General features: G+C 73.4%; 21 protein-coding genes. 10 read left to right on the top strand and 11 right to left on the bottom strand.

Going from position 1 to position 25,189, the window contains the following annotated elements:
• Nucleotides 1-2: 2 nt before the first annotated feature.
• Nucleotides 3-698 carry a response regulator transcription factor gene (locus OG403_RS08515; protein WP_329562799.1) on the bottom strand — a complete coding sequence of 232 codons (696 nt, stop codon included), beginning with the start codon at nt 696-698 and terminating at the stop codon, nt 3-5.
• Between the two features lie 282 nt (nt 699-980).
• Here OG403_RS08515 and OG403_RS08510 point away from each other — a divergent pair, with 282 nt between their 5' ends.
• The 9 genes from OG403_RS08510 (at nt 981) to OG403_RS08470 (ending at nt 11,921) form a co-directional block, all read left to right on the top strand.
• Nucleotides 981-3,335, top strand: a complete 2,355-nt coding sequence (locus OG403_RS08510; RefSeq protein WP_329562798.1) for an MMPL family transporter — start codon at nt 981-983, stop codon at nt 3,333-3,335.
• A gap of 297 nt (nt 3,336-3,632) precedes the next feature.
• Nucleotides 3,633-4,907, top strand: a complete 1,275-nt coding sequence (locus tag OG403_RS08505) for a cytochrome P450 (RefSeq protein ID WP_329562797.1) — start codon at nt 3,633-3,635, stop codon at nt 4,905-4,907.
• Nucleotides 4,908-4,983: 76 nt separating this feature from the next.
• Nucleotides 4,984-6,114 carry an acyl-CoA dehydrogenase family protein gene (locus tag OG403_RS08500; RefSeq protein ID WP_329562796.1) on the top strand — a complete coding sequence of 377 codons (1,131 nt, stop codon included), beginning with the start codon at nt 4,984-4,986 and terminating at the stop codon, nt 6,112-6,114.
• A gap of 4 nt (nt 6,115-6,118) precedes the next feature.
• On the top strand, nt 6,119-7,369 hold the full coding sequence (locus OG403_RS08495) for a GNAT family N-acetyltransferase (protein WP_329562794.1): 1,251 nt from the start codon (nt 6,119-6,121) through the stop codon (nt 7,367-7,369).
• Complete coding sequence (locus OG403_RS08490; protein WP_329562792.1) at nt 7,356-7,916, top strand: type II toxin-antitoxin system RatA family toxin; 561 nt, start codon at nt 7,356-7,358, stop codon at nt 7,914-7,916. Before OG403_RS08495 ends, OG403_RS08490 begins: the two co-directional genes overlap by 14 nt.
• Nucleotides 7,913-9,184, top strand: a complete 1,272-nt coding sequence (locus tag OG403_RS08485) for an aspartate aminotransferase family protein (protein WP_329562790.1) — start codon at nt 7,913-7,915, stop codon at nt 9,182-9,184. Before OG403_RS08490 ends, OG403_RS08485 begins: the two co-directional genes overlap by 4 nt.
• A 47-nt stretch (nt 9,185-9,231) precedes the next feature.
• The gene (locus tag OG403_RS08480) at nt 9,232-9,486 is read left to right on the top strand and encodes an acyl carrier protein (RefSeq protein WP_329562789.1); all 255 of its coding nucleotides are present in this window, start codon (nt 9,232-9,234) and stop codon (nt 9,484-9,486) included.
• Nucleotides 9,483-10,730, top strand: coding sequence for a beta-ketoacyl-[acyl-carrier-protein] synthase family protein (locus tag OG403_RS08475; RefSeq protein WP_329562788.1), 1,248 nt, complete (start codon nt 9,483-9,485; stop codon nt 10,728-10,730). The genes OG403_RS08480 and OG403_RS08475 overlap by 4 nt, the downstream gene beginning before the upstream one ends.
• Nucleotides 10,731-10,883: 153 nt before the next feature.
• Entirely contained in the window at nt 10,884-11,921 is a 1,038-nt protein-coding gene (locus OG403_RS08470; protein ID WP_329562786.1) for an SDR family oxidoreductase, read from the top strand.
• A gap of 82 nt (nt 11,922-12,003) precedes the next feature.
• On the opposite strand, the gene OG403_RS08465 is transcribed toward OG403_RS08470, so the two are convergent.
• Nucleotides 12,004-13,533: a GMC family oxidoreductase gene (locus OG403_RS08465; protein ID WP_329562784.1), complete on the bottom strand. Its 1,530-nt coding sequence runs from the start codon at nt 13,531-13,533 to the stop codon at nt 12,004-12,006.
• A 305-nt stretch (nt 13,534-13,838) separates the two neighbouring features.
• Entirely contained in the window at nt 13,839-15,089 is a 1,251-nt protein-coding gene (locus OG403_RS08460) for an MFS transporter (RefSeq protein ID WP_329562781.1), read from the bottom strand.
• A 247-nt stretch (nt 15,090-15,336) separates the two neighbouring features.
• Here OG403_RS08460 and OG403_RS08455 point away from each other — a divergent pair, with 247 nt between their 5' ends.
• Nucleotides 15,337-15,933 (top strand): CGNR zinc finger domain-containing protein, encoded by a 597-nt coding sequence (locus tag OG403_RS08455; RefSeq protein ID WP_329562778.1) that lies wholly within the window; start codon nt 15,337-15,339, stop codon nt 15,931-15,933.
• 61 nt (nt 15,934-15,994) lie between these two features.
• Here OG403_RS08455 and OG403_RS08450 read toward each other — a convergent pair whose 3' ends face one another.
• The 8 genes from OG403_RS08450 to OG403_RS08415 all read right to left on the bottom strand — a co-directional run bounded on the left by OG403_RS08450 (nt 15,995) and on the right by OG403_RS08415 (nt 25,181).
• Nucleotides 15,995-17,029 (bottom strand): Gfo/Idh/MocA family protein, encoded by a 1,035-nt coding sequence (locus OG403_RS08450; protein ID WP_329562775.1) that lies wholly within the window; start codon nt 17,027-17,029, stop codon nt 15,995-15,997.
• Nucleotides 17,019-17,528, bottom strand: coding sequence for a flavin reductase family protein (locus OG403_RS08445; protein ID WP_329562773.1), 510 nt, complete (start codon nt 17,526-17,528; stop codon nt 17,019-17,021). Before OG403_RS08445 ends, OG403_RS08450 begins: the two co-directional genes overlap by 11 nt.
• 97 nt (nt 17,529-17,625) lie before the next feature.
• Nucleotides 17,626-18,534: a UTP--glucose-1-phosphate uridylyltransferase GalU gene (gene galU, locus OG403_RS08440; protein ID WP_329562771.1), complete on the bottom strand. Its 909-nt coding sequence runs from the start codon at nt 18,532-18,534 to the stop codon at nt 17,626-17,628.
• A 46-nt stretch (nt 18,535-18,580) separates the two neighbouring features.
• Entirely contained in the window at nt 18,581-20,056 is a 1,476-nt protein-coding gene (locus OG403_RS08435; RefSeq protein ID WP_329562769.1) for an alpha,alpha-trehalose-phosphate synthase (UDP-forming), read from the bottom strand.
• A gap of 99 nt (nt 20,057-20,155) precedes the next feature.
• Nucleotides 20,156-21,226, bottom strand: coding sequence for a zinc-dependent alcohol dehydrogenase (locus tag OG403_RS08430; protein ID WP_329562767.1), 1,071 nt, complete (start codon nt 21,224-21,226; stop codon nt 20,156-20,158).
• Between the two features lie 68 nt (nt 21,227-21,294).
• Entirely contained in the window at nt 21,295-22,494 is a 1,200-nt protein-coding gene (locus OG403_RS08425) for an acyl-CoA dehydrogenase family protein (protein ID WP_329562766.1), read from the bottom strand.
• 198 nt (nt 22,495-22,692) lie between these two features.
• The gene (locus OG403_RS08420; protein ID WP_329562764.1) at nt 22,693-23,811 is read right to left on the bottom strand and encodes a ParB/RepB/Spo0J family partition protein; all 1,119 of its coding nucleotides are present in this window, start codon (nt 23,809-23,811) and stop codon (nt 22,693-22,695) included.
• Nucleotides 23,808-25,181: an IS701 family transposase gene (locus tag OG403_RS08415; protein ID WP_329562763.1), complete on the bottom strand. Its 1,374-nt coding sequence runs from the start codon at nt 25,179-25,181 to the stop codon at nt 23,808-23,810. The genes OG403_RS08420 and OG403_RS08415 overlap by 4 nt, the downstream gene beginning before the upstream one ends.
• Nucleotides 25,182-25,189 lie beyond the last annotated feature (8 nt).

Raw genomic sequence — 25,189 nt, 5'->3', positions numbered from 1 at the left:
GGTCAGCCTGTCGAGCTCGCCGGCCGGGCCTCGACCAGACCGGACTCGTAGGCCGCGATCACCGCCTGGGCGCGGTCGCGGACGTTCAACTTGCCGAAGATGCTGGTGATGTAGTTCTTGACCGTGGAGACGCTGATCCCCAGCGCCCGCGCGATCTCGGCGTTGTCCAGGCCACCGGCCAGCAGGCGCCACACCTCGACCTCACGGGGCGTCAGTTCGGCCGGGGTCGGGACCTGGAGCGGCGGTCCCGGGTGCCGGGGCGCGGTGACGTAGGTGGAGATCAGCCGGGTGAGCAGGCGCGGCGCGACGGCGGCCTCACCGAGGTGCACGGTGCGCACCGCCGCGAGCAGTTCCTCCGGGGAGATGTCCTTGGGCAGGAACCCGTAGGCGCCCGCGCGCAGGGCGGCGACCACGTATTCGTCCATGTCGAAGGTGCTCAGCGCCAGCACCCGGCACTCGGGCAGCTCCCGGGCGAGCCGTTCGGTGGCCCGCACGCCGTCGAGGACCGGCATCCGGATGTCCATCACCACGACGTCGGGCCGGTGCCGGTGGGCGAGTTCGACCGCCTGCTCGCCGTGCTCCGCCTCGGCCACCACCTCGACCGTCGGGTCGGGGGCCATGATCAGCGCCAGGCCGCGCCGCACCAGCGGCTGGTCATCCGCGATCAACACCCTGATCCGCTCCGGGGATCCCGTCATCCGAGCCTGTCCTCTCCGTCCACCGGTGGCCGCGGGCCGCCGGCCGCCGGCTGGCAGCCACCGCCGTCGTCCGTCAGCCATTCTCGCAGGTGGCTGGGGGTCGTGGGCCCGGACCGCGGCCCGATCCCGGACCAGGACCAGGGTCCTGGTCCGGGCCGCCCGCCGGACCCCGGTCCTGGTGGCGTTCTCGTCCTGCGCTCAGACGAGAACGGGGGGTGCGCCGTGATGGTCTGGAGATCAGCCGGGAGCCCCCCGGCAACTGCCCCATCGCCGGAGGACATTGTGATCCGCGCCCTGACCGGGTTCGCCACCAGGAATCCCTGGAAAGTCATCGCCACCTGGTTGGTCCTGGGGATCTCCCTGATGATCCTGAGCCAGGCGTTCACCTACCGGGTGACCCAGACCCAGACCGCCGACTTCCTGCCGAAGAGCTACGACTCGGCCGCCGCCATGAAGATCGCCCAGGACCAGTTCGGGATGAAGTCCGACGCCAACCCGGTGACCGTACTGGTCGCCAGGGCGGACGGCGGGCCGCTGACCGCCGCGGACCAGCGGCAGATCGGCACCGAGGCCGAGAAGCTGGGCCGGCTGAAGGTCACCATGCCCAAGACCAAGGACGCGCCGCCGCTGCAGCGGAACTACTCGCAGATCCCGCAGATCGGCCCGGGCATGGTGGCGCCGGACCGGTCCTTCGAGCTGCTCTCCGCCAACCTGACCGGCAACTCGGCCGACCCGGGTCTGCAGGACACCTTCCGGGCGTTCCGGGACAGCACCAGGGCCGAGTTCGCGGGCGTCGGCCTGCGGACCGGCTTCACCGGCGGCCTGGCCGACCAGGTCGACTCCACCGACGCCGGGAAGAACCTCGCCGCGATCGCCTCCGGCTGCATGGTCGGCCTGATCCTGCTGATCCACGTGCTGGTGTTCCGCAGCGTGCTGGCCGCCCTGGTGCCGCTGATCGCGGTGTCCATCATCGGCGGCGCGGCGAGCGGGGCGGTGGTGGGCACCGCGCTGCTCACCGGCATCAAGCTCGACCCGAGCGTGCCGAGCCTGATCGGCGTGGTGCTGCTCGGCATCGGCATCGACTACTTCCTCTTCATGCTGTTCCGCTTCCGCGAGCAGCTGCGCGCCCACCCCGACCGCCACCACCGCGCCGTCGCCGCCGAGGTCAGCGGCCGGGTCGGCACCGCGGTCAGCTCGGCCGCGCTGACCATCGTCGCCGCCTTCGCCACCCTCGGGGTGGCCAGCTTCGGGGAGTTCCGGGTGCTCGGCCCGGCCGTCGCGGTCTCGGTCCTGGTGATGCTGCTGGCCAGCCTCACGCTGATGCCGGCGGTGCTGGCCGCCGCCGGGCGCAAGCTGTTCTGGCCCTCGCGCGCCCTGAAGCGCGCACCCCGCGAGGGCGCGGCGGCCGGGTTCGGCGCCCTGGTGGCGCGGCGGCCCGTGGTCCTGGCCGTCGCCTCCCTCGCCCTGCTGGGTGCGCTGGCCACCGGGCTGGCCGGGATCACGATGGACTACAGCCAGAGCGGCGGCGGACCGCGCACCGCCGCGCAGAGCACCGCCGCCGAGATCTCCCGGGCGCTGCCGGCCGGCGTGTCGGACCCGACCAGCGTCTTCGTCGAGGCCACCGACGGCAGCACGCTGGGCGGCGGGGCGGTCGATGCGCTCGCCCACGACCTCGCGCAGGTCAAGGGGGTCGGCCAGGTGGCCGCGCCGGTGCTGAGCGGCAGCGGGCAGGCGGCCAGGATCGACCTGTTCCTGACCGCGGACTCGCAGTCCCAGCAGGCCCGCGACCTGGTCTCCGGACCGCTGCGCGCGGCGGTCGCCAAGGACACGCCGCCCGGCCTGGTGGCGCATGTCGGCGGCACGCCGGCCATCTTCGCCGACGTCTCCACCGCGCTGGGCCACGACCTGCGGCTGGTCTTCCCGGTGGCGGCGGCGCTGATCGCGGTGATCCTGCTCATGCTGCTGCGCAGCCTGCTCGCGCCGATGGTCCTGATGCTCTCCGTCGGCCTCGGCTTCGCGGCCACCCTGGGCGCCGCCGCGCTGCTGTTCCAGCACGCGATGCACAAGCCGGGCGTCGACTTCACCCTCCCGCTGGTGCTCTTCCTCTTCGTGGTCGCGCTGGGCACCGACTACAACATCCTGATCAGCGACCGGATCCGGGAGGAGATGGAGCAGCCGGGACCGGCCCGGGCGGCGGTGGCCCGCGCCGTGCGGCACACCGCGCCGGCCATCGCGACGGCGGGCGTGGTGCTGGCCGCCTCGTTCGGCACCCTCGCGGTCAACCCGTCGCCGTCGACCCAGCAGATCGGCTTCTCGATGGCGCTGGGCATCCTGCTCTCCGCCTTCCTGCTGTCGATCGTGCTGGTGCCCTCGCTGGCGGCGATCCTCGGGCGGAGCATCTGGTGGCCGCTGCGCCCGGGACGGGCGGCGGGCCGTGGCACGCCGCAGCATCGGTTCGAGGCAACGGAGTTGGCGCCGGAGCCGCGGCACGTTCAGGACGCCCGCCCGGATGCCTACGCGCACCACTGCCCGGACACCGGCGCGTACCCGGACACCGGCGCGTACCCGTACACCGGCGCGTACCCGTACACCGGCGCGACGGCGGACCCCTACTGGAGCGGGACGACCGATCGCTGAGCTGCCTGGACAACTCCGCACGACCCCGCAGGCCCCCGGCCCGAGACTGCTCGGGCCGGGGGGCCTGCGGGGTCTCGGGGTCTCGGCGGCACGTGCCCAAGAAACAGTCGTACAAAAGATGGAAGGGATATCCGGAATTATCGCACCGGTATTTTTGGGACTCCTTTTCTTCGATCAACTGTGCCATGGTGCAGGCTGCTTGGCTGAGGGTAGGGTGAATCCGGACGTTGGCGAACTTCTCGATCCTCGTCCGCTGAATTCGGTATGCACAGCCGCAGGCGAAGGCGAGCGAGCGCATTGAACAGCCCGGTGGATGGTCCGGCGCACAGCCTGCTGGACAGTCCGGCAAGCCCCGAGGTCGCCCTGCTCTCGGCGCTGTCGCCGGAGGACGGCGACAGTCCCTACGCATCGCTCGCACTGCTCCGGGAAGCCGCCCCCGTCTACCACTGTCAGCGGGAAGGCCTTGACACCCGTTTCCTGACCCGGTTCGCCGACTGCCAGGCCGTCCTGACCAATCCCGACTTCGTGGTACCCGACCGCGTCTGGCTGCTCCGGAAGCGGCCCGACTGGCTGGGGCACCCCGCCGCGGACTTCTTCTACTCCTGCCTCCTCGGTACGAACGCCGCCGCCCACGAACGGTTGCGTCGGCCGCTGTTCAGGGCGTTCAGCGCCCGGCGGATCGCGGCGCTGTCGGCGAGCGTGGCCGAGCAGGTGGACGCGGTGCTCGACCGGTTCGCCGACGCGGGCTCGGACGGTGGCGTGGCCGACTTCCAGGAACTGGTGGCCTATCCGCTGTCGGTCGCCGTGGTGGGCGGGCTGATCGGCGTGCCCGCGGCGGAGCAGGGGCGGTTCCACCAACTGGGGCGGGACGCCGCGCGGCTGCTGGAGCCGGTGCGGACGGCGGCGGACTGGAAGCTGGCCGACCAGGCGGTGCTGGCCCTGCGCGAGTACTTCACCGGGCTGCTGCGCGAGCGGCGGGCGCGGCCCGCCGCGGATCTGGCCTCCACCCTGCTCGCCCAGGCCGGCCCCGCGGCGGCGGAGTTGACCGACCGGGAACTGGTGGACCTGCTCCTGCTGGTCTTCGTGGCCGGCTTCGAGACCACCGTCGGGCTGCTCGGTGGCTCGGTGTTCGCACTGCTCACCCACCCCGAGCAGCTGGCGCTGCTGCGCGCCGACCGGGCGCTGCTGCCCGGCGCGGTCGAGGAGTCGCTGCGGTGGGACGGGCCGGCGCTGATGACCGAGCGGCTGGCCGCCCGGCCGCTGGAGGTGGGCGGGGTGGCGATCGAGCCGGGCGGCAGCGTGACCGTGGTGCTCGGCGCCGCGAACCGCGATCCCGCGCGGTATCCGGACCCGGACGCGTTCCTGGTGCGGCGCCCCGACGTCCGGGTGCTCAGCTTCGGCGCGGGCGCGCACTACTGCCTCGGTGCCGCGCTGGCCCGGCTGGAGGGGGTGGTGCTGCTCGAACGGCTCTTCGCCCGGTTCCCGGCGCTCGGCCTGGCCGGACCACCGGTGCGGCGGGGGTCCGCCGCCCTGCGTTCCTTCGACCGCCTGCCGCTGACCACCACGGGCTAGCCCCCGAGCCAGCCCGCTGGCGCCCCGTTCGCCCAAGCCCTCGCTCCGCCCAGCCACTTCCCGAAGGACCCGCCCGGTGAACTTCCTGCATCGCGAACGCGCCGCACTCGAAGAGCTCATGCCCGGCCTGGACCAGGCCCTCGCGCGGTACCCGCTGGCGGAGTTGGAGCAGTCGCCGAGCCCGGCGATCCAGGCGTTCCGCGAGGCCGGCGGCCCCGGGCTGCTGGTGCCGACGGCCAACGCCGGCGCCGGGGCGAGCGCGCTGCAGGCCGTCCGGGTGCAGCGCGCGGTGGGCGCCCGCTGTCCCTCGCTCGCGGTGGCCACCACCATGCACCACTTCTCGATCGCGGGGCTGGTCGAGGCCGCCAAGTACGGCAACGGGCTGGAAGGGCTGCTGCTGGAGGCCGTCGCGAAGGACCGGATGCTGGTGGCCTCGGGGTTCGCCGAGGGCCGGCCGGGCCAGAACATCCTCAGCCCGCACATCACCGCCGAGCGGCGCGGCGACCGGATCGTGCTGAACGGCAGCAAGATGCCGTGCAGCCTCTCCCGTTCGATGGACCTGCTGACGGCCTCGGTGGTGCTGCGCGGCGAGGACGGCGTGGACCGGCTGGGCATCGCGCTGATCCCGGCCGGCACGCCGGGGATCACGGTGCGCCCGTTCTGGGGAACACCGATCCTGGCGGGCGCCGAGAGCGACGAAGTCATCCTCGAGGAAGTCGAGTTGGATCCCGCGATGGTGATGGCGACCGAGGTCACCGCCGACGCCGTGCCGGACGCGCTGAACGTGGCGGGCTTCCTCTGGTTCGAGGTGCTGCTGACGGCCGGCTACCTGGGAGTGGCCAGCGCGCTGGTGGAACGCACGCTGCGGCGCCGGGGCGGCGAGCAGGACGATCCGACCCCCTACCTGGTCGCGGTCGAGGCGGCGATGCTCGCGGTCGAGGCCGTCGCCCGCGCGATGGCCGAGGAGGAGTGGAGCGAAGCGCTGCTGGTCCAGGCGCTGAGCGTGCGCTATGCCGCGCAGGACGCGATCGCCAGCACCACCAGGGTCTGCCTGGCGGCGCTGGGCGGCATGGCGTTCATCGGCTCCCCGGACGGCTCGTACCTGGCCTCGGCCGCCGTCGGCCTGACCTTCCACCCGCCGGCCCGCAGCCGGATGGCCCGCCCGCTGCGGGACTTCCTGGACGGCCGTCCGCTGCGGATCGGTTGAGCCGGTGACTGCGACGGAGTCCACCGCCGAGCGCGAACCCGGGTACCGCGTCGAGCTGCTGCGCAGCGTCGAGCAACTGCCGCTCGACCTCTGGGAGCAACTCGCCCCCGCCGACGACCCGATGTGGTCCCGAGGCGTCTTCACCGCGCTCGAGCGCAGCCGGGTCGGGCCGGACGGCTACTCCTATCTGACGATCCGTCAAGGCGATGTACTGGCGGCCGTGCTACCGCTCTGCCTGTTCCGCGAGCTGTGGCTGGACCGGGTGGTCGGGCCGCGCGAGCGACGCCTGCTCGCGCCGCTGCGCCGACTGGCCCCCGGGCTGCTGCGGGTGCCGATGCTGTTCTGCGGCAACCTGCTGGGGCAGGGTCACGTGCTGGCGCCGGGTGCGCTGGGGGAGGAGGCCAGCCGGCTGCTGGTGGCGGCGGTCCTCGACTTCGCGCGGCGTGAACGGCTGGGCACGGTGGTCTTCAAGGACTTCGCACCGGCGGATCTGGACCCGTTGCGGACGGCGCTCCAGGATGCCGACTTCTTCTTCCTGCCGAGCCTGCCGGACACCGAACTCCCGCTGGAGAGCGGCTCGTTCGAGGACTACCTGGCCGCGCTGCCGGCCAAGCCGCGGCGCAACGCCCGCAGCAAGATCCGCAAGTTCGAGGCCAGGAGCGAGCTGCGGATCGAGGTGCTCGACGACTTCCAGCACCTGCTGCCGCAACTCCTCGCCCTCTACCGGCAGGTGATGGACCGGGCCGACCAGACGCTCGACCTGCTCGACGCCTCCTTCCTGGCCGCCGTGCAGGGCGGGGTCGACCTGCGCCGGCGCCTGGTCGTCTGCTTCGAGGGGGAGCGGCCGGTCGCCTTCCTGCTCTGCCTCTTCGCGGGCTCGGGGGCGACCGGCGCCCGGATCGGCCTGGACTACCGCCTCGCACACGAGGCCAGGCTCTACCACAACGTGCACTACGCGGCGATCCGGCTCGCGATGGCCACCGGCTGCCGGCGCATCCGGTTCGCCCAGACCGCGTACCAGCCCAAGCTCGAACTCGGCTGCGAGCTGGTCGAGCAGTGGTACGCGATGACCCATGTCCGCCCGCTGCCGCGCGCGGTGCTGCGGCGGCTGCTGCCACGGGCGCTGTCCGCCGCGCTCGCCGAGGCGCTGCGACCGCACGCTGCGGCACCTGGACCTCCCGAGCCCGCACGTCCCGAGCCCGCAGGTCCCGAAGCCGAACGCCATGAAGAGAGGTCGCGTCATGCCACGCGTTGAAGTGGATCTGCGGATCGGGGTGCCGCCCGAGGACGCCTGGGCGGCGGTGGTGGACGTGTTGAGCTACCCGGACTGCATGGAGAGCGTCGACTCGGTCGAGATCGTCGAGCAGCGCGACGACAGCCACCGGACCACCGCCTGGTCGGTCCGGCTCAAGGGCTCGGTCCTGCGCTGGACCGAGACCGAGGTGATCGACCGGCAGGCGCGCCGCTTCGACTTCGAGCAGATCAGCGGCGACCTGGGGGAGTTCGTCGGCCACTGGGCGGTGGCGGCCGAGCCCTCGGGCGGCAGCACGGTCTCGCTGCACGTCGACTTCGACATCGGCATCCCGCTGCTCGCCGAGATGCTCAACCCGGTGGCGGCGGACGCCCTGCGGGAGAGCGCCGCCCAGATGCTCGCAGCCCTCGAGCAGCGGCTGCTGGAGCGGCGGCTGCCCGACCAGCAGACAGCCGACCAGCAACTGCCCGACCAGCAGCTGCCCGATCAGCAGGGGGCCGACCAGCAGCTGCCCGCTCGCCAGCCGGCCGAGCCGGAGGCCGTCCGGTGAGCGGCACATCGCGCGCCGGCCACGCCGATGCCGCCGAGGCCTTCGACCAACTGCGCCGCCACCTCTCCCCGAAGCTCGCGCTGACCGGGAACTTCGCCGGGCGCGGCGCGGTGGAGGAGCGCGCCGAGGGCTGCCGGGTGACGCTCTCCGACGGCCGCACCGTGCTCGACTTCGGCTCCTACGCCGTCACCCTGCTCGGGCACCGCCACCCGGCCGCGGTCGCGGCGGTCCGCCGGCAGCTCGACACCATGCCGACCTCCACCCGGAGTCTGGCCAATCCGGTCGCGGCCCGGGCCGCCGCCTGCCTCTCCGGGTACCTGGGCGATGCGCTGCCGAAGGTCTACTTCGGGCTGAACGGCGCCGACGTGGTGGAGGTGGCCGTCAAGCTGGCCCGGCTGGCCACCGGGCGCGGGCGGGTGCTGGCGGTCCGCGGCGGCTTCCACGGCAAGTCGCTCGGCGCCCTCGCGCTGACCCACAGCCCGCTCTACCGGGTCGGCCTGCTCGGCTGCCTGACGGACGTGGTCCACCTCGACCCCCAGGATCCGCAGGCGGTGCTGCGCGAGGTGGCGGGCGGCCAGGTGGCCGCCGTCGTCTTCGAACCGGTGCAGGGCGAGAACGGCGCCGTGCCGCTGGCCACCGAGGTGCTGCGGCAGTGGTGCGCGGACGCCGCCCGGCACGGCACCTTCGTGATCGCCGACGAGATCCAGTGCGGGCTGCGCCGGTGCGGAGCACGCTCGGTCGCGCTCGCCGACGGCCTGCCCGTGGACGCGGTGCTCTTCGGCAAGCCGCTGGGCGGGGGCGTGCTCCCGCTGTCGGCGCTGCTCTGCACCGAGCGGATGTACGCCCCGCTGGCCGCCGACCCGTTCCTGCACTCCGCCACCTTCGGCGGCCACCCGCTGGCCTGCGCGGTGCTGCCGGAGGTGCTGCCCGCGATCGAGCAACTGGCCGACCACGGCCGGGTGCTGTCCGGGCTGCTGGACGGGGCACTGGACGGGCTGCGCGAACGCCACCCGGGCGTGGTGCGCGAGGTGCGCGGTCGCGGGCTGCTGCGCGGGATCGACTTCAGCTCGCCGCAGGCCGCGGGTTGGGTGGTGATGGAGCTGGCCGGCGCCGGACTGCTGGTCTCGCCCTGCCTGGGCCGCCCCACCACCGTGCGCCTGCTGCCCCCACTGGTCAGCACGGCGGCCGACATCGCGCGGGCGGCCGAGATCCTGGACACCGCGATCGAGGTGGCCGAGCGCACCGTGCCGGCCGCAAGTGCTGGTTGACGCCACCCGGCGGAACTGCCGCAGAACGCGGCGGAAGGAACGACGACATGCCCACTCGCGAGGAACTGGCCGAAACGGTCAGGACGGTCATCTCGGACGTGCTCGGGACCGAGCCCGACGAGGTGCACGAGAGGACCAGCCTGCTGGACGACTACGGGATCGACAGCCTGGAACTCATGGAGATCGGGGCCAGGTTGGAACGCAGCCTGAAACTGCGGATCGAGCTGCAGGATCTGACGGCAGCTCAGAACGTGGGCCACGCGATCGATCTGCTGCAGATCCGGCTGGCGGGACCCCGGTGAGCGGGCGGCATCCCTCGGGCGGGCACCGGGTCGCCGTCACCGGGATCGGCCTGAAGTCCCCGGCGGGCAACGACCTCGACGCCGCGTTCGCCACGCTGCTGGCCGCCAGATCCACCGCGACCCGCCTCGAGCGGCTGGTCGAGCAGGACCTGCCGGTGCACTTCGCCTGCCTGGTCCCGCCGTTCGACCTGGACGCCTACCTGACCCGCCGCGAGTCCCGCCAGATCGACCGGACCACCCAACTGCTGCTCTGCGCGGCGGCGGACGCCCTCGCCGAGGCCGAACTGCCCGCCGACCAGCGGCTCGACCGGGTGGGCGTGCAGATCGGCACCGGGATCGGCGGCCTGCCGAGCATGGAAGCCGTCACGATCAGCCACGCGGACCGGCCGCGCGACATGCCCGTGCACACGGTGCCGCGCACCATGGCCAACTCGCCGGCCTGCCGACTGGCGCTGCGCTACGGCTTCCAGGGCGCCTGCACCACCTACTCCAGCGCCTGCGCGAGCGGCAGCACCGCGCTGGGTGAGGCGTCCCGGAAGATCCGCTACGGCGAACTCGACGTGGCGGTGGCCGGCGGGGTCGACTCGGCGGTCACCACCGTGGTGATGGGGGCCTTCGCCCGGATGCGGGCGATGTCCACCAGGAACGGCGACCCCGCGCTGGCCAGCCGGCCGTTCGACGCGGACCGGGACGGGTTCGTGATGGCGGAGGGCGCGGCCGTCCTGGTCCTCGAACGCTGGGAGGCGGCCCGCGCCCGTGGCGCGGTGATCCACGGTGAGATCGCCGGCTACGCCGAGAACTGCGACGCCTTCCACATCGTCGCCCCGCACGAGAACGGCGAGGTCGCGGCCCGCTGCATGCGGCAGGCCATCGCCGACGCCGGACTCGCCCCGGCGGACATCGGCCACGTCAACGCCCACGGGACCTCGACGGTGCTCAACGACCGCGCGGAGGCCCGGGCGATCCACCACTGCTTCGACGGTGCACCACCTCCGGTCACCGCCGTCAAGGGCGTCACCGGCCATCTGATCGGCGGCTCGGGCGCGTTGGAGGCCGCGCTCGCGCTGCGCTGCGCCGCGCGCGGCACGGTGCCGCCGGTCGCCAACCTCATCGGCAGCCCGGAGGCCGACCTGGTGGACCTGGTCGGCGGTGCGCCGCGCGCCATCGGGGCGGCCCATGTGCTCTCCAACTCCTTCGGCTTCGGCGGCCAGAACGCCTGCCTGGTGCTGGCCCCCGCACCATGACCACCACCGGACCCGCCCACCTGCCCGGCCCCGAGCACCCGCCCGACCCCGACCCCGACCACCGCTGACCCGGCCCACCACCGCCCTTGCCTAACACCGCCCTTGCCCACCACCGCCCTTGCCCATCACCGACCGAGACGAACAGGCGGAGCCATGCGAGTCCTTCTCACCGGCGCGACCGGAGTGATCGGCACCGAAGTCGCGCAGCGGCTGCGCGCCGCCGGCCGCCACCGCGAGCACACCCTGGTCCGGGTGGCCCGGCGGGCCGAGGAGGACTCCCTGGTGCGCTGGCGGATCGGCGAGCAGCCGCCGCCCGCCGCCCTCGCCGGCCACTGGGACGTGATCGTGCACGCAGCGGCCAGCACCCGCTGGACGCTGGGGCGCGAGGAGGCGGTGGCCGCCAACATCGAACCGCTGCGGGCGGTGATCGGCCTCGCCGACCGCGACACCCACCTGATCCAGGTCTCCACCGCCTACGTCGGCGGCGTGCGCAACCCCGAGGACCTGCGCGGCGCCGAGTTCGAGGGCTACCGCAACGGATACGAGTGGTCCAAGGCGACCTGCGAGGCGGTGGCGCGCGCCGAGCACCCCGGCCCGCTGACGCTGGTCCGCCCGCCGCTGGTGGTCGGCCGGCGCGGCAGCGGCGAGATCGCCCGCTTCTCCGGCCCCTACACGCTGCTGCAGGCGCTGGTCTCCGGGCTGGCCGCCGTGGTGGTCGGCGACCCGGCCGGCTACGCCGAGATCAGCCCGGTGGACGAGGTCGCCGAGGTGATCGCGACGGCCGCGCTCGGTGTGCCCCCGGCGCACCCGCGCACCGAGGTGGTCGCCGCCGGCCGTGCCTGCCTGACCCTCGACGCGCTGGTCGCGGTCATCTGCGACACCCTCAACGAGTGCCGGGCCGCCCAGGGCGTGGCACCCATCGAACGCCCGCCGATGGTCTCCGGCGACAGTTGGGACCGCTTCTTCCGGCCGCTCGCCGACCAGTACCTGTCGCCCTTCCAGAGCCAGGCGGTGAAGCTGCTCGCCATGTTCCAGAGCTACACCAGCATGACCGAGCCCTTCGAGCCCACCCGGACGGTCGAGGACCCGGCGCAGGTGATGGCGGCCTCGGTCCGCTACTGGGCGGCGCAGAAGCCCCGCCTCGCGCTGGCCAGCCCCGAGCCGTGGACGCTGCTGGCCAGGTCCGGCTGACCGCGGGCTGATTCCGTGGCGCACGTCGTGACCACGGCCACCGCCCGTGCGTCAGGCGGTGGCCGTGGGCTCGGCTGAGAGCTCAGCGCTCGTCGAGGATCACGTCGGCGGCGCGCTCGGCCAGCATGGTGACCGGGGCGTGGGTGTGGGCGCGGACGATGCTCGGCATCGCGGAGGCGTCCACCACCCGTAGGCCCGAGGTGCCGCGGACCTTGAACGACAGGTCCAGCACGTCCGCCTCCGTCGGCCCCATCCGGCAGGTGCTGACCAGGTGGTGGATGCTGCCACCGGTGCGCCGGATGTAGTCGACGATCTCCTCGGTGCTCTCCGCGAGCGCGCCGTCGGTCAGCGCCTCGCCGCGCCACTTCGCGAACTCCGGCTCCTGGAGGATCGCCTGGGCCTTGCGCACGCCGGCCACCAGGGTCGCCAGGTCGTGTCCCTGCTCGTCGGTCAGGTAGTGCGGGTCGATCAGCGGGGCGTCGGCGGGGTCGGCGCTGCGCAGGCTGACACTGCCCCGGCTGTCGGGGCGCAGCAGGATGACGCCCAGCGCCAGGCCGTCGTCCGCCGGACGCTGGTGCTCGCCGATCGGGACCACCAGGTGGACCACCTCGATGTCGGGGGCGGTGAGCTCCTCGTCGGTCCGCAGGAACAGCAGCGCCTCGGAGATGATCGAGTCCAGCGTGCCGGTACGGTCCTTGAGGTACCGCTCGATCTGCTCCGGTCCGGCGTCGCTGCCCGGAGAGCTGAAGCCCTGCGCCTCGAAGGCCAGCGGGATCAGCAGGTGGTCGGTCAGGTTGCGGCCCACCCCGGGGACGTCGGCGACCAGCGTGATGCCGTGCTCGGCCAACTGCTCGGCCGGGCCCACCCCGGAGAGCAGCAGCAGGTGCGGGCTGCCGACCGCCCCGGCGGCCAGGATCACCTCGCCCTCGGTGTGGATCTCCTCGGTGCCCGCGGGGCCGGCCAGCTCGACACCGACGGCGCGGGTGTCCTCGAACAGGACCCGGCTCACCTGCACGTCGGCGCGCACCGTCAGGTTGGCGCGGTCGCGAGCGGCACCCAGGTAGGCGTCGGCGGAGCTGAACCGCAGGCCGTCCCGGTGGGTGGCCCGGGCGACGGCGTAGCCCTCCTGCTGCTCGGCGGACGGCGCGTGGCCGAGCCGGGCGCAGGCGTCCAGGAAGGCGGGGGTGACCGGCACCGGGTAGCGCAGGCCGGCCAGCTTGATCCGCTCCTCGGCCCGCTCGAAGTACGGCAGCAACTCGGCGTGGCTGTAGCCCGGGTAGCCGTCGGCGGCCCAGCCGTCGTAGTCGGCGCGGTGGCCGCGGGTCCACAGCTGGGCGTTGATGGCCGACGAGCCGCCGAGCGCCTTGCCGCGCGGGATCGGGATGGCGCGGTCGGCGAGGGTGGCCTGCGGCACCGTCTCGAAGCCCCAGTCCAGCTCACTGCCGAAGGTGCGCGGGAAGAGGATCGGGACCTGCACGTCCGGGTTCTGCTCGGGGTCGGCAGGCCCGGCCTCGATGAGCAGGACCTGCTTGGTGCCGTCGGCACTCAGCCGGTCGGCGAGGACGCAGCCGGCCGAGCCGGCCCCGACGATGATGTAGTCAGCGGCGCTCATGAGCAGACCTCCACAACGGTGTGACTCGGAAAGGAAGAGCGGCCCGGCGCCCGGCGCCGGTCGGAATCAGAAGCTGGTGGGCGGCCAACTGGAAACATTCGTGCGTCAGTTGGGCGAGCCGAACGGGCGGTGCCAGCAGGGAAACGGTATCTCGGCACGGGCCCGGACCGTCGGGTCGGGCGACGACTTTGCGCAGTCGGTTCTGCTGAGAGGAACGCGTGGCGAGGCCGGACGCGTTCCGGCATGCCTGACGTCCCGCCAGAAAGGATCTGACGGGACGTCAACAGTGCTTCTGTTCAGGTGTTTCAGCGGGAGGCGGCGACCGGCTCCGGCTCGGGCGCGGCCGGGGCGACCGGGGCGAGGGCGGTGTGGCGCAGCAGGTGCCGGACCAGGGCCAGGCCGGCGCAGATGGCGATCAGGCCGCAGACGCCGTTCCAGCCGAAGGCGCTGTAGGCACGCACGCCGACCCAGGAGCCGACGCTGCCGCCGAGGAACGAGCAGGTCATGTAGGCGGTGTTGAGGCGGCTGCGGGCCGCCGGGTTGAGGGCGAAGATCCGGGCCTGGTTGGCGACCTGGCCGGACTGCATGGCGACGTCCAGCAGCAGCATGCCGGCGCCCAGGCCGATCAGGCCGATGGCTCCGCCCAGGCTGCCGACGAGGAGCAGGGCGGCGGCGGCGACGGCGCCGATCATGCAGATCAGGTTGACGGCGTCAGGTCCGTTGCGGTCGATGCGGCGGCCGGCCAGCGGGGTGCAGAACATGCTGCCGGCGCCGACCAGGGCGATGATCCCGACGGCCGGGGCGCCCAGGTGGTAGACGGGGCCGGTGACGAGCAGGGCCAGCGCGGTCCAGGCGGCACTGAAGCCGGCGAACACGGTGGCCTGGTAGAAGGCCGAGCGGCGCAGCTGCGGCTCGCTGCGCAGCAGGCGCCAGGCCTGGCCGAGCAGGACGGGGTAGCGGTCCTTGGTGGCGGGGGTGGTGTCCGGGAGGGCGAAGGCCAGGATGACGGCGAGCAGGGCCACCAGGCCGGCCGCGATCAGGTACGGGGCGCGCCAGCCGAGCCACTGACCCAGCGTGCCGCTGAAGGTGCGGGCCAGCAGGATGCCGCCGATCAGCCCGCTGAGCAGGGTGCCGGTGACGGCGCCGCGCCGCTCGGGGGCGGTCAGGCCGGCGGCCATCGGGATGATGATCTGCGGGGCCACCGTGGTCAGGCCGACCATGGCGCTGGCGCCGACCAGCAGGGCCAGCGAGTTGGCGGCGCCGGCCACCAGCAGGCCCACACAGGTGAGGGCCAGCAGGGTGACGATCAGCTTGCGGTGCCGCAGTCGGTCACCGAGCGGAACCAGCAGGAAGATGCCTGCCGCGTAACCGAGTTGGGCGGCGGTCACGACCAGGGCAGCCGATCCCGGGCTGACGTGCAGTCCCTTGGCGATCAGCGGGCTGACGGCCTGGGGGAAGTAGACGTTGGCAACGGCGATGCCGCAGGCCAGGGCGAGCAGCAGGATCAGCCGACGGCCCAGGCCCGGCTGGGCGTTGGGCGCTTGGGAGGAAGACACGACACAAACCTCGCACTGAGGAGAGCGGAAGGAGCGGGACCGGAGGTGCGGGCCGGGCGCCGGGTACGGGAAGCAGGAGTACCTGAAGGGGGCGCCGGGCGGTGTGCTGCCGAGCTGCGTGCCGGGCGTGCTGGTTCCGGGAGTGCGCTGGACGTGCGGGGTCCACCGCAGTGGGCCCGGGTTGTGAGAACCACTTTAACTGGTTCCACCGTACCAGTAAAACCAGTTCCGAGATAGGCTGGTTCGCATGGCTGCTCTCACTGACTCCACCGACACGTTCCGCTTCCGGGAGGGAGCGGGTCGGATCTGCCTGGACTTCGTCCGGACCTTGCGGCTGCGCGGCACCGCCGAGGCCGTCGACGAACTCGCCGACCCGGCGGCGCTCGCCGCCTGGGTGCGGCAACTGGGGCCGTGCGCACCGGATGCGCCGGCCCCCGTCCCGTCCACCGAACTGCTGGGGTGGGCGCGCGAGCTGCGCGAGGCGGTACTCGCCCTGCTGCTCGCCGCCCGCACTCCCGAAGGGCTGGCCCACTGCCCGCCCGAAGCCCGGCAACTGGTCAACCAGGCGGCCGAACAATCTGTTCCGGTACCCGTGTTGGAGGCGAGCGGCAGCCTCGGTTGGCGCGCCGACGACCCGGTCGCCGCCACCCTCGCGCTGGTCGCGCGCGATGCCCTGGACCTGGCCGCCTCGCCGCTGTCCGACCGGGTGCGCGAGTGCGCGAGCGACTCCTGCGCCGCGCTCTTCCTGGACAGCTCCCGTCCGGGCACCCGGCGCTGGTGTTCGATGGACGCCTGCGGCAACCAGGCCAAGAAGGCGGCGTTCCGCGAGCGGGCAGCATCCTGACGATCGGTCAGGTCTGCGCACCCGCACCAGTAGAGTCCGACAGGGCCCGGCTGAGCCCCGGTCAGTGACCGGCGCCGGCCTGAACTCCGGCCACCTCGGCGATCCGGTCGAGCGCGTGGGCGCTCGCCAGGATGTCCCGGGCCGTCGGAGCCTGCCAGCAGGTGCGGCCGCGCAGGCTCGCCAGGAACGCCGACAGCGCGTGCCCGGCGGCCGGTTCGGCATGTCGTTCGGCGTGCACGCCGTGTGCGGTGGCCAGCAGCAGCGAGCCGCCGCGCACGGTGACCGAACCACGGCTGCCGCGCAGCCGCAGGCCGATCCCGACGCCGCCGGCCGGACCGCCGGGAGCGGCGGCCCAGTCGGTCCGCAGCGCCACCGGCACCCCGCCCCAGTCGAGTTCGGCCGTGCCGCCCTCGTCCAGGCCGACCCGCCCGCCGCGCAGCGGGCGCAGCCGCGCCGCGTGCACCGTGATGGCGGCTCGTGGGCGCAACCAGCGCAGCAGGTCCAGCAGGTGGATACCGAGGTCCGCGAACGCACCGGTGCCGCCCCGCCTCGGGTCGAGCATCCAGGCGGCGGTGCCGGTGAAGCTGCCGGCCGGCAGTCCGCCATGGCAGAACCAGGCTTCGGCGAACCGGAGTTCACCGATCCGGCCGGCGGTCAGGAGTGTCCTGGCCCGGCGCAGCGAGGGCGCCCGGCGCAGGAACATCGCCGGGACGGCGGGGTTCGCCGTCCGGCCGGTCAGCCGGAGCAGGGCGGCGGTGGCCGCGCCGGTCGTCGCCAGCGGCTTCTCCACCAGCGCGGGGAGCCCGGCCGCCGCGATCGCGGCGAGCAGCGGCCCGTGCTCGGCCGTGGTCGAGCAGACCAGGGCCGCGTCGGCGCCGGCCAGCGCCTCCGCCGCCGACGGTGCCACCGGCACCCCGCGCAGCGCCTCGGCCACCGCGCCGGCCAGGCGCCCCTCGCCCGGCGAGCGGCCGTGGTGGACGGCGCAGAGCCCGGCCCCGGCGGCCGCGCCGCGCTGTGCGGCCAGCACCGTCAGGTGGTCGGCCAGATGGATGTGGGCGGTGCCCAGCAGGGCGATCCGCAGGGCGCTACCGGGCACCGGAGGCGGCCACCGCCTTGTCGACCTGGGCCGGGCGGGCGAAGGCGCGGTCACAGTAGAGCAGCGGGTCCTGGCCGCCCACATGGGTGGACTCGACCCGGCCGAGCAGGATGCTGTGGTCGCCGCCGTCGATCACCCGGTCGAGCGTGCAGGCCACCCGCACCGCGGCCTCGGGAATGCCGGGCAGTCCGAGTTCGAGCCGGCTGGTGTCGCCGGCCTCGAAGCGGTCCACGCCCGAGCGGGCGAAGCGCAGGGCGACGTCGGCCTGGTCCTGGCCCAGCACATTGATCATGAAGCGGTCCGCCGAGGTGAACGCGGTGTGGGTGCTGGCGGACTTGTCCAGGCAGATCAGCACCAGTGGCGGGGTCATCGAGAGCGAGCTGAACGAGCTTGCGGTGAAGCCGAATCGGCGGCCGTCGGGGTCGACGGTGGTGGCCACCACCACTGGGCCGGGCACCCGCGCCATGGCGCGGGTGAAGTCCTCGGGTGCAACAGGCATCGGAATCTCCGAATCTCCATCGGATCTGGTCAACAAGGAACCGGGCTGGGACTGGTGAGCAGAAAGGGTGCGGCGGGTGAGCGCGAGTCGGCGCGAGTCAGTGCGGCATCTCACCGGCCGTGTAGGAGCGCAGCCAGCTGCGGAACTCCGGCCCCAGGTCGGCGCGTTCGCAGGCGAGCCGGACCACCGCGCGCAGGTACTCGCCCCGGTCGCCGGTGTCGTAGCGGCGGCCGGTGAAGACCACCGCGTGCACCGGGCCGCCCAGGGCCGGCTGTTCGACCAGGGTCTGCAGCGCGTCGGTCAGCTGGATCTCGCCGCCGCGGCCGGGGCCGGTCTTGGCCAGCACCTCGAACACGGCGGGGTCCAGCAGGTAGCGGCCGATCACCGCGAACCGGCTGGGAGCGAGGGCCGGTTCGGGCTTCTCGACCAGGCCGGTCACCCGCAGCACGTCGGCCTCCCCGGTCGCCCGCACCGCCGCGCAGCCGTAGCGCTGGATCTCCTCGGGGGAGACCTCCAGCAGCGCGATCACGCTGCCGCCGTACTCCTCGCGCACCTCGACCATCCGCTGGAGCAGCGGCTCCCGCGGGTCGATCAGGTCATCGCCGAGCAGCACCGCGAACGGTTCGTCGCCGACGTGGTTGGCGGCGCACAGCACCGCGTGTCCCAGGCCCTGCGGGGTGCCCTGGCGGACGTAGTGCACGGCGGCCAGGTCCGAGGACTCGCGGACCAGGTCGAGGCGGCCCAGGTCGCCCTTGCGGGCGAGCAGTTCCTCCAGTTCGCCGTTGCGGTCGAAGTGGTCCTCCAAGGCCCGCTTGCCCCGGCCGGTGACCATCAGGACATCGCTCAGGCCGGCCGCGGCGGCCTCCTCCACGACGTACTGGATGGCGGGCTTGTCGACGACGGGCAGCATCTCCTTGGGCGTCGCCTTGGTCGCGGGCAGGAAGCGGGTGCCCAGGCCGGCCGCCGGGATGACGGCCTTGCGGACGCTGATCGGTGTGCGGCTCATGGCCGTTGTCTCCTCGGGGCGGGGTCGGGCGCGGGACGGGGCGCGCTCAGGCCGGCACGGGCCACAGCTCTGCCTCCTCGGCCTGCCGGGAGAGCTCCGGCTGCGGTGCGGGCCCGGCCAGGGCGGTCAGGAAGGAGCGCGCCCAGCGGTCGACGTCGTTGGCCAGGACGGTGCGGCGCATCGCCGCCATCCGTCGGCCGCCTTCCTCGGGCGAGACCGAGAGCGCGGCCAGCAGGGCGGTCTTGACCTCTTCCAGGTGGTGCGGATTGACCAGGAACGCGCTGGTCAACTCGGCTGCGGCGCCCGCGAACTCGCTGAGCAGCAGGGCCCCGCCCAGGTCCGGTCGGCAGGCCACGAACTCCTTGGCCACCAGGTTCATGCCGTCCCGCAGCGGGGTCACCAGCAGCACGTCGGCGGCGCTGTAGAGGGCGGCCAGCTCCTCGCGGCCCACGGTGGTGTGCAGGTAGTGCACGGCGGGCCGGCCGACCTCGCCGAACTCGCCGTTGATCCGGCCGACGGCCTGCTCGACCCGATCCCGCATCCGGCGGTAGGGGGCGACCTCCTCGCGGCTCGGCGTGGCGATCTGCACCAGGGCGACCTCCGCGGCGTTCAACCGGCCCTCGGCCAGCAGTTCGTGGAAGGCCCGCAGCCGGATGTCGATGCCCTTGGTGTAGTCGAGCCGGTCGACGCCCAGCAGCAGCCGTCGGCCGCCGAGCTGGTCGCGGATCCGGCCGGCGTGCTCGCGGACCTGCTCGGTGCGCGCCAGCGAGTCGAGTTCGGCGGCGTCCACCGAGATCGGGAACGCGGCCGCGCGCACCTCGCGGTCCACCAGACGCGGAGCGTGCGCCCGTTGGCCGATCCGGCCGCTGATCCGTCCGGCCAACCTCCGGAAGTTCAGCGCACCGCCCGGGAGTTGGAAGCCGACCAGATCGGCCCCCAGCAGCCCCTCGACCAGTTCGCGGCGCCAGGGCAGCTGCTCGAACAACTCGACCGGCGGGAACGGGATGTGCAGGAAGAAGCCGATCCGCAGGTCGGGCCGCAGTGCACGCAGGAAGGCGGGCACCAGCTGCAGTTGGTAGTCGTGCACCCAGACCGTGGCGCCGTGGGCGCTGACCTTCGCCGCCGCCTCGGCGAACCGGCGGTTGACCCGGACGTAGCAGTCCCACCAGGCCTCGTCGAAGACCGGCGCCACCACGGCGTCGTGGTAGAGCGGCCACAGGGTGGTGTTGGCGAAGCCCTCGTAGTAGTCGCGGATCTCGTCCTGGCTGAGCGCAACGGGATGCAGCCGCATCCCCTGGTCGGTGAAGCTGTCCGGTCGGGCGTCGGCGACGCCGGGCCAGCCCACCCAGGCGCCCTGGTGGGCGCGCAGGAACGGCTCCAGGGCGCTGACCAGCCCACCGGGGCTGTGCCGCCACTGCTCGCTTCCGTCGGCGGCCCGGTGCAGGGCGACCGGGAGCCGGTTGGCGACGATGACGAAGTCCGCCGGTCCGAGCGGCGGTTGAGCTGTCGTCGGATGTTGCACGGGGAGTTCCCCTCCTCGGGGCCGCACTCGGGGGCGGGCCGGACCTGGTGGCCGGCCCGCCCCCGAGCGGGTGGGGTCGTGGCGCCGTGCGGCGGTTGGCTAGGCGGCCTTGCGGAAGTCGACGATCGTCTTGAGGTCGGTGGTGGACCGGTACGACTCGAAGATGTCGACCAGGCCGTCGTAGTCGTCGAAGTGGTGCACCGTGGAGAGCAGCTTCTTGCCGTCCACGATGCCCGACAGCAGCATCTGCATGGCCGCCTGGATGACGTTCGCCGACTTGTGCATCGGGAAGGCGGTGACGTCGAAGGGGGAGGCGGTGATGTTGATGCCCTTGGCGAGCATCAGCCAGGTGTCGAACTTCTGCATCTCCTGCGAGGCGCCGTAGAGCACGTAGGTGCCCTTGGGCTTCAGCCGGCGCATGGCCACCCGGCGCGGGTCCTTCTCCTCGTCGTCCACCTTCACCGTGGGCAGCGCGTCGAAGACGTAGTCGAAGGTGTTCTCCTCCACCTCGTCGATCAACTCCTGCGGCAGGTAGGCGCGCTGCGAGAAGTGCTGCTCGGCGTGCTTGTTCCGCTCGGGGTTGGCGTCCACCGAGACCACCGCGTTGGGGGCGAGCAGGCGCTTGATGACGCTGCCGGCGATGATTCCGATCGGGCCGGTGCCCATGATCAGGACCCGGTCGCCGATCTTCGGCGGGTTGGCCAGGATCGAGCGCAGCGCGCCGGTCACCGGCTCGATGAACGAGGCCTGGAGGTCGTCCAGTTCGGCGGGCACCTTGACGGCGGCGGCGCGCAGGTCGTCGGAGAAGTTCCGGTCCGCCCAGAAGACGTCCTCCTTGACCTCGCCGGAGAAGATCGGCCGGACCGAGCGGTACTCGGCGAAGCCGCCGAAGTCCGTCTGGCCCCAGTACACGACCCGGTCGCCGACCTTGATGTCGGGGTTGCTGAAGGCCGCGCCGATCTCGACGACCTCGCCGAGGTACTCGTGGCCCAGGATGACCGGGTAGTCGGACGGGAAGAGGTGGCCCTCGTAGAAGGAGATGTCGGTCGAGCAGATCGAGACGCAGCGGGTGCGCAGCAGCAGCCCGTCCGTCGGCGCCTCGGGGCGCGGCACCTCGGCCAGCACGGTCTTGCGGGGGGAGATGAGCTGGAGCGCCTTCATGGTCTTCATGGTTGATCCTTCGTCAGGTAGGGGCGAGCGGTGTGCGGAGGGTGCGGCGTTGCCGGCGAACTCGGCGGTCACCGGCGCATCTTGAGGCCGCCGCCGAGCAGGTACTGGCCCGACATCTCGATGTTGGAGTGCGAGAGGGTGATGTGCTTGGTCGCCGAGTGCACGTCGCGGAAGTAGCGTTCGAGCATGCTCTCGGCGTAGAGGGAGCTGGTGCCGGCCAGCCGGAACAGGATGCCGACCACCGTGCAGGCGTTCTCGGCTACCGTGGCCGCCGCGAGCCGGACGGTGGCGCTGAGCGAGTCCCCGCCCTCCCGGCCGTACTCGCCGGCGTGCCAGGCGGCGTCCGCCAGCAGCAGCCGGGAGGAGCGGACCAGGATCTCGGCGCGGGCCAACTGCTCCTGCACCGTGTGGCTGGCGGCCAGGGTGCTGGTGCCGGCGGCGGGGGCCTTGGCGGCGGCGAGGGTCTTGAAGGCGTCCAGCGCTCCGGCGGCGGCGCCGAGCACCGTCGAGGAGGAGCCGAACAGCCCGAAGTCGTAGTAGCCGATGGCGTAGCCGAGTGAGGGCCGGGCGGGCGGCGGCAGTTGCATGTCGGCCTGCGAGGCGGTGCGGTCCTGCGGCACGAAGACGCCGTCGACCTCGTAGTCCTCGCTGCCGGTGCCGCGCAGGCCCAGGGTGTGCCAGGTGTCGAGCATGGTGACCTGGGACTTGGGGACGAAGAGCATCCGCAGCTCGGGGCCGGTCGCGGTGGTCCGGGGGGTGCCGCCCTCGGTCACCGTCGCCGCGCAGACCAGCCAGCCGGCGTGGGCCGAACCGCTGGCGAAGCCCCATCTGCCGCGCAGCAGGTAACCGCCCTCCACCACCTCGGCCTTGCCGGTCGGGTTGACCGAGCCGACCACCAGGCCGTCCTGGCCGCCGAAGATCTCGCGGGCGGCGGCATCGGGCAGGTAGTCCGAGATCCGGCCGATCGCGGCCTGCACGCCCATCTGCCAGGCGGCCGCGGGGTCGATCCTGGCCAGTGCCTGGAGCACCGCGGACCCGGTCTGCAGGGAGACCTGCGATCCGCCGAACTCCTTGGCCACCAGCATGCGGTGCATGCCCGCGTCGCGCAGTGCCTCGTAGGCCGGCAGCGGAGAGAAGCGCTGACGCTCGCCCTCCTCGCGGAACTTGTCGATGATCGGGGCGATCTCCGCCACCCGCCCGAGCCACTCGGTGGTCTCCGGCGAGACCGGGAGCCGGTCGATCAGTTTCGGTGTTTCCTGACGCGTCATCAGTTCCCTTTCTCCGTCCCGTTGTCTCGCTTGCAAGACAGAGATTAGGCAACGAGTGGGGGCGTGCAACACGCGAACTGGGCCCCGCTGGAACGGACTTGTGGCACCCAGAACGCGGCAGAGCCGCCCGCCCCGAGGATCCGGGGTGGACGGCTCCGCCGCGTTCGCGGTGGCGCGCCGGCGAGGGCGCCGAGCGGGTCAGGCGGCCTTGGCCAGCACGTCGGCGAAGGCCAGCCAGGTGTTCACGTGCTGGTGCACGGCCGCGGTGAGGGCGGCCCGGCTGTGCTCGGGGACGGCGGCCAGCAGGCGCTGGGCCTCGGGGCCGGCCAGCACCCGGTTGTCGAGCAGCCGCAGCAGCATCCGGCCGGGCTCGGAGAAGCGCACCGAGGGGTCCTTGGCCAGCGCCGCGAGCGGGTCGAGGCCGCCCCGGCGCGGCGGCTGGGCGGTCGGCACGGAGGTGAGGCCGTGCCGCCGGTCCTCCGGGCGCTCGCGCGGCCGTTCCGCGTCCGCCGGGCCGGTGCGCGGCGCTGCCGCCACCGGAGGTGCCACGGCCGCCGGTGCCACGGCGCCCGGTTCCGCCGGCGGCCCGCCGCCCGCGCAGCGCCCCGGTCGACGCCCCACCGGATCCTCACCGCGGCGCAGCCGGTCGCGGACATCGCGTGCGGTGCCCACCGAGATGCCGGTCTGCGCGGCGATCAGGCGCAGTGAGGCGTGCGGGTGCGCCTCGATGTACGCGGCGGCCTCCCGGCGGCCCCGGGCCGCGTCCAGCGGCCGCACCCGCCCGTCAAGGCCGACCCGGGCGTCCAACTGTGGAATCTCCCCGCTTGCACGGCGGCGCACCGCCGCGACCGTCTTCACCGACAGGCCGACCGTGGCGGCCACCGCCCGGTCGGACAGGGCCGGTTGGGATTCCATGATCCGCTGGGCGGCGGCCGACCGCTCGGCCGTGGAGAGCCGCAGGCCGTGATGGATGTTGGACCGTACGGCGTGCACGAACGCCTCGTCGTCGCTGCCGTCGAAGAACTGGACGGTGACCTCGGTACGTCCGGCGAGCCGGGCGGCGGCGAGTCGGTGCATGCCGTCGATCACCCGCAGCGTGGCCCGGTGGATCAGTACGGGCGGCAGATCGCGCACCGTCATGAGCCGGCGCACGTGCTGCGGGTCCAGCTCGCCGGCCCGCGGCGAGTCGGCCGGCCGCAGCGCGGCGAGCGGCATGCTGACCGGCTCGCTGCCGGCCGTGGCCGCTCGGCTGAGCGCCGACGCCAGTGGCTGCTCCTCGTCCGACCGGGCGGTGTCGCTCTGCCACTGCGTTCTCAAGCTGACTCCTCGAAGCGGTCGGCGGGCGCGGCGGCGGAGCGGCCGGCCAGGCTGCGGTACAGGTAGGCGGCCGACACCATGGTCATGTGGTGGTGCCAGCCCGGATACGAGCGTCCTTCGAAGGCCAGCGCGCCGAAGTCCTGGGCGAGTTCGTCGAGCACCGCGCCGGTGCGCCGGGCGTGGCCGGTCAGCGCCGACTGCGCCTCGGCGGAGCCTTCGCGCAGGCTGCTGAGCCAGAACCGGCGCGGCTCGTCGGGGTGGACGGGACGGCGGCTCAGCAGGTGCAGCACGGGCAGCGGCTCGCCGCCTTCCCCGCCGCCCAGGGGCAGCCGCACGGCCCGGGCGGTGACCTGGCCGGTCGCCGGACCGCCGGGGAGCGCGCAGCGGGCGAGCGGTCGGCGGGCGATGGTCGGCCGCAGCGCGGCACGCTGGACCAGGGTCTGCGCCGTCAGCGGCCGCGCCTCGGCCGCCGTCCCGACCGCGGCCCGGGTCAGGGCCTCGCGGAGCGGCTGCCCGGGTGTCACCTCGATGACGAAGTCCTGTCCCCGGGCGATGAGTTCGACCACCAGCGGGGTGATGTCGGGGACCTCGCGCAGCTCGGCCGTCAGCGGGGTGCCCACGCCGTGGCCGCGGTCCAGCGCGGTGGTCACCAGGTCGCGAACTTCCAGCACGAGCGGTCGTGCGGTATGTGAGGCCGGAATCCGGGCCCGGGACCGCGCAGCGGCGTCCGTGGCCCAGGGCCCGTCCAGCACCAGCGCCCAGTCCAGCGGCACGGTGTGCTCCGGGCCGGCCTGGAAGAGTCCCACCGCCAGCTGGCAGTTGACGGTGCGTCCGAGTCCCGGGACCGGGCGCGGGCCGACGCCCACCGAGTGCGGTCCGCGCTTGGGGATCCGCACCACGCCCACCGTCAGCGCCCGCGCCTCCAGCGCCTCGGCGGCGACCGAAGCCAGCACCCGCCGGGCCGGCTGCCAGTCCCAGGGGCTGCTGTTGATGAACCGGCGCAGGCCCCGGTCGGCATCGGTGACCTGCGGCAGCACCGCGGACCGGGACGACGGCTCGGCGAGCAGCCGGGAGAGGTAGGCGTGCGCCCACCGGCGCTGGTCGGCGCGCGGCAGGTAGCCGAACACCCGCTCGGCGAGCCGGGCCGGCGTGCTCAGGGTCGCGGTGGTCCGGGTCGCGGTGGTCCGGGTCGGCGCGGAGCACGGCTGCGGCGCACGTCGCGCGGCAGGCCGTGCCGCGCGACGCGGGCACGGGAAAGCGTGGGTGGGCCTCGGAGGCTCGAACGGTCGGCTCGGGTCCGCCACGATCGGCTGGTCCGGAACGTCGGCGCTACTGGACATCAGGTCGCTCCAGGGCTGTTCGTCGCTCACGGGTCGAG

Source organism: Kitasatospora sp. NBC_01266, from assembly GCF_036242395.1.
In the GTDB taxonomy this organism is placed as follows: domain Bacteria; phylum Actinomycetota; class Actinomycetes; order Streptomycetales; family Streptomycetaceae; genus Kitasatospora.
This window is presented reverse-complemented; position numbering and strand designations above follow the sequence as displayed.